Origin of the sequence: Mycetohabitans sp. B2, assembly GCF_021733735.1 — a bacterium.
GTDB classification, from domain to species: domain Bacteria; phylum Pseudomonadota; class Gammaproteobacteria; order Burkholderiales; family Burkholderiaceae; genus Mycetohabitans; species Mycetohabitans rhizoxinica.
In genome coordinates this window covers 1-5,407 of the sequence record NZ_JAHKSP010000169.1, presented here as the reverse complement: position 1 = coordinate 5,407, position 5,407 = coordinate 1, and the positions used below count along the sequence as shown (strand labels likewise).

At 58.0% G+C, this 5,407-nt stretch carries 1 protein-coding gene; it reads right to left on the bottom strand.

All coding sequences use genetic code 11. The annotated features are described in order from the left end of the window. Window positions 1-5,407, bottom strand: a 5,407-nt coding sequence (locus KPG66_RS17255; RefSeq protein WP_237071664.1) for a non-ribosomal peptide synthetase, incomplete at both ends; no start/stop codon positions are given.

Here is a 5,407-nt window from a genome sequence, read left to right as displayed (position 1 = left end):
CGCGGTTGCAACTCACGAATCCGTGCGACCGCGTCCGCGCGCCACGCTTGCATGTCCGACAGCGGAATCGGCTGACCATCGTAGCTGCTCTTCCAGACGCTGAAATCTTCGCCAAAAGCAAAATCCTGTTCATTACTGTAATAAGCATCGTAGACGCTTTGCCATTCGTTGACTTGCTCTGTTTCAGCTGCAAAATCGGATTCGATAGATGTATTGCCAAACACAACATAACCGACTAACTGCTTATCGCCAAAACGATTCTCGCGCGCAATAACAGCAGCTTGTGCCACAGCAGGATGACGTTGAAGTACAGCTTCAATTTCACCCGGTTCAACCCGGTAACCGCGAATCTTGATTTGTTGGTCACTGCGGCCAACGAACACTAAATTGCCGCCGGGCTGATAGCGAGCCAAGTCGCCGGTCTTGTACATCCTTGCGCCGGGCACGTCCGAGAAAGGATTAGGCACAAAGCGCTCAGCCGTCAACTCGGGGCGGTTCAAATAGCCACGGGCAACACCGGCTCCGCCGATGTAAAGCTCACCGACCGCGCCCAACGGTACCGGCTGGCCGTACGTGTCAAGTAGATAAACTTGCGTGTTTGCAATCGGCCGGCCGATACTCTCGATCAAGGGTTCGCCACGCTGAATCGACAGCCAGGTCGAATAGGTGGTGCTTTCCGAAGGTCCATACAGGTTGCACAGCCGCTGAACTGGTGACTGCTCAAAAATCTGCTCGATCAAGCGCTCTGTCAGCGGCTCGCCTGCCAAATTCATTGTGGCTACGGAGTTTAGGCCTGCGCGATGTTCTAGCAAAGACTGTACGGCAGAAGGCACGGTATTGATCAACGATACTGGCCGAGAGTAATTGAGTAACGCTAACGCATCACCGACTAAGTGAAGAGATGAGCCTTGCGCCAGCGGCACAAAGCATTCGTAGACAGAAAGGTCGAAATTAATTGAGGTCGCAAACAGCGTGTTCCGCGTTTCTGCCGGGCTAAAGGTTTTCATTGCCCAGCACAAAAAATTGCTCGCCTGCGCATGTTCGATCATCACGCCCTTCGGCGTGCCGGTAGAACCAGACGTATAGATCACGTACGCAAGGTGGTGAGCAGTGAGGCCCGGCACCGACGGATTGGTACCCGCCAGCGACGACAGCTCATTTGGATCAAGTACGGTCTGTACAGCGAGTGGCACTTCACCTAGTACGGCCTGGCCCGCCGCATCGGCCAGCGTGATCGTTGGTGTGGCATCGGCGAGAATATGCGCGAGGCGATCAGACGGATATGCGGGATCGAGCGGCACATACGCGCCGCCCGCTTTCAAGGTCGCCAGCAGCCCCACCACCATCGCCGGCGAGCGCTCGACGCAGATCGCCACCCGCGCATCCGGCTTGACGCCCAATTCAATGAGCCGATGCGCGAGCCGGTTCGCCCGTGCATTGAGTTGCGCATAGCTTAATGTTTGCTCTTCAAATACCAGCGCAGTGGCATCCGGTGTGCGCTCCACTTGCGCCTCGAACAATTGATGAATGCACGGGTGCGCTGGATAAGGAGACGTCGTCGCGTTCCATGTCTGAAGCAGCAACTGACGCTCATCCGTTCCTAGCATTTGAAGCGTCGCCACCGGTTGCTGTGGGCAAGCCGCCATCACCTGCAACATCGTCGTCAGATATCCAACGTGCCGCTCAATCGTCGCGGGGTCAAACAACGCGCTCGCATAGTGCAACGACCCGATGATTTCCTCACCTGCTTCATACAGGTGCATTTCCAAGTCAAACCTGGCTATGTTGTAGTCAAGATCGTCAAGCGTGACATCTAGATCTGGCAGGCGCCATTGTTCTATGTCATCACTCTGCCACGCAAACATGACCTGAAACAATGGCGTGTGATTAAGCCGACGCATCGGCTGTACAATCTCGACAACCTGCTCAAACGGCAGATCTTGATGCGCCTGCGCATCCAACGTCGTGCGCCGCACGCGCTTAAGCAGTTCGCTCGTATTGGGCTCGCCGGACAAATCCACGCGCAACGCCAGCGTATTGACGAAAAAACCAATCAACGGCTCGATCTCGCGGTGCCCCCGGTTCGCGCTGGGTGTGCCAATGACTAGATCATCTTGGCCCGACAAGCGCGCGAGCACCGCACTCCACGCAGCAAGCACCGTCATAAATAGCGTGGTGCCGTGCTCCGCACTCAAGCGCTTCAGCGCGCGCGTGGTCTGCGCATCGATCTGCACCGGCACATGTGCGCCAGCAAATGATGGCTGTGACGGGCGCGGCCGGTCCGTGGGCAACTCCAGCAACACAGGGGCGTCGGTGAGCGTCGCGCGCCAGTAGCGGCTCTGGTCTTCCAGCCGCTCGCCCGAGAGCCACTGCCGCTGCCAGGCCGCATAGTCGGGATACTGAATCGCCAGCGGTGGCAGTGAATCGACTTGGCCGGCAGCACTGGCCGCGTACAATGCGCTGAGTTCTTGCACCAGCACACCAAACGACCAGCCGTCCGACACGATATGGTGCATCGTGAGCACCAATTTGTGCTCATTATCGGCCAATTGTATGCCACACGCGCGGATCAGCGGCCCATGCACCAGATCGAACGGCGCATGCGCTGCGTGGCTGCTTAAACGCACCAATTGCGCGTCGGCATCGGGCTCGCCCCGCAAATCGTGCCAGTGCAGTGACACGCCCGTGTTCGACGGTAGCAGCCGCACCTGCGGCTGGCCATCGACGCTCACAAACGTCGAGCGCAGCGCTTCATGACGCGCGAGGAGCCCATCCAGCGCCTGCTGCCACGCGGCTCGATCGAGCGGCCCGCGCACGCGCAGTGCGAGCGGGATATGATAAGTGCTACTCACGCCGTCGAGTTGTGCGAGGAACCACAGCCGCTGCTGCGCAAACGACAACGGTACACCGCCTTCGCGCGAAACCGGCATGATCTTGGGCAGTGCACTGGTTTGTCGTTTTAGTTGAGCACTCACCATAGCCGCAAACGCGGCCAGCGTTGGTGACGCAAATAGAGCCGTGAGCGGCACATCAGCACCCAGGGCACTGACCCGGTTCATCAAACGCACTGCCAGCAGCGAGTGGCCACCGAGTGCAAAGAAGCTGTCATGCCGGCCGATACGCTCGACGCCCAGCAGCTCCGCCCAGATCGTCGCGAGCGTCGTCTCTAGCTCGCCTTGCGGTGCCTCATACGCGTGATGCGCGAGTGCGTCAGCGCCTGGCTCAGGTAACGCACGGTGATCGAGCTTGCCATTTGGCGTCAACGGCAACGCATCCAGGCGCACGAACGCGGCCGGCACCATGTATTCAGGCAGCCTGGCCGTAAGATACGCACGCAACGCATGGGCAAGCTGTTGATCCGGTTCGGCTACGACGTAAGCGACGAGCCGCTTGTCAATTCCCTCACCCAGCGTAAGCACTACAGCTTCTTGCACCTTCGGATGTCTAACCAGGCATGTTTTAATTTCGCCCAACTCGATTCGAAGACCTCGAATCTTGACCTGGTGATCATTGCGTCCCAAAAACTCCAAATTCCCGTCAGGTCGGTAACGTGCCAAGTCACCCGTTTTATACATGCGAGCGCCCTCATGATCGCTAAACGGATCGAGCAAAAAGCGCTCGGCGGTCAGGTCAGGTCCATTCAAGTAACCACGCACAACACTTGCACCGCTGATGTACAACTCGCCAGTCGCACCCAGCGGCACCGGCTGACCGTGTCTGTCCAGTAGGTAAAGTCGGTTATTGGCAATGGGCCGACCAATCGGAATAGTGTCCTCCGAATACTCTACTGGACAAGTCCAAGCGGCCACACCAATCGTTGCTTCGGTGGGGCCATACAAGTTATGCAGTTGTGCGTGGGGTAAAAGACGCTGGCAAAGCCGAACATGCGTACTCGTGAGGGCTTCTCCCGTGCAAAGTAGGCGCTTCACAGCCGTGCAGCGCTGAGCACCGTCAGTAGAGAGGAACATGCCGAGCATGGAAGGCACAAAATGAACCGTCGTGATGCGCTGCCGGATCATCAACTCCATTAAGGCAGACGGATCCTTATGGACACCGGGCGCTGCCACGACGAGGGTCGCGCCATTGAGCAATGTGCAAAAGCACTCCCAGACAGAGACATCGAAAGTAAAAGGTGCCTTTTGAAGGACACGATCGCCAGGCGTTAGCCCATAAGCTTGTTGCATCCAAACTGGATGGTTTATTGACGCTTGATTTTCCTTCTGTGCATCGTTGAGTTGGGTGACATCAAATAGATGAGCAATTTGAGCATGCTCGACCATCACGCCCTTCGGCGTGCCGGTCGAGCCGGACGTATAAATCACATATGCAAGATGGTGAGCAGTCAGCTCAGGTACCTGTGGATTGGTGGCCGCTCTTTCTGGCAGTACGTTGGGATCTAGTACGGTTAACGAGGCCAGAACCGTGTCGCCCAGCGCAGACTGGCCAGCCGTATCCGCTAACGCAATGGCCGGCGCGGTATCGGCGAGAATATGCGTGAGGCGCTCAGATGGATATGCGGGATCGAGCGGCACATACGCGCCGCCCGCCTTCATAATCGCCAATAGCCCTACCACCATCGCCGGCGAGCGCTCGACACAAATCGCCACCCGCGCATCCGGCTTGACGCCCAGTTCAATGAGCCGATGCGCGAGACGGTTCGCCCGTGCATTGAGCTGCGCATAGCTTAGGGTCTGCGCTTCATATACCAGCGCAGTAGCATCCGGTGTGCGCTCCACTTGCGCTTCAAACAACTGATGAATGCACGGGTACGCTGGGTAAGGAGCTGCTGTCGCGTTCCATGTTTGAAGTAGCAACTGACGCTCATCCGCCCCTAGCATTTGAAGCGTCGCCACCGGTTGCTGTGGGCAGGCCGCCATCGCCTGCAACATCGTCGTCAGATACCCCACATGCCGCTCGATCGTCGCAGGGTCAAACAACGCGCTCGCATAGTGCAACGACCCGATGATTTCCTCACCTGCTTCATACAGGTGCATTTCCAGGTCGAACCTAGCGATGTCGTACTCGAGCTCGCCAGAGGTGACGTCCAGCCCAGGTAAGCGCCACTGCCCTGTCTCATTACTCTGCCACGCGAACAGCACTTGAAACAGCGGCGTGTGATTGAGCCGGCGCGGCGGCTGCACAATCTCAACGACCTGCTCGAACGGCAAATCTTGATGCGCCTGCGCATCCAACGTCGTGCGCCGCACGCGCTCGAGCAGTTGCGTCGTCGTCGGCTCGCCCTCCAGATCCACGCGCAACGCCAGCGTATTGACAAAAAAGCCAATCAACGGCTCGATCTCGCGGTGCCCTCGGTTCGCAGTGGGCGTGCCAATAACCAGATCATCCTGGCCCGACAAGCGCGCGAGCACCGCACTCCACGCCGCGAGCACTGTCATAAATAGCGTCG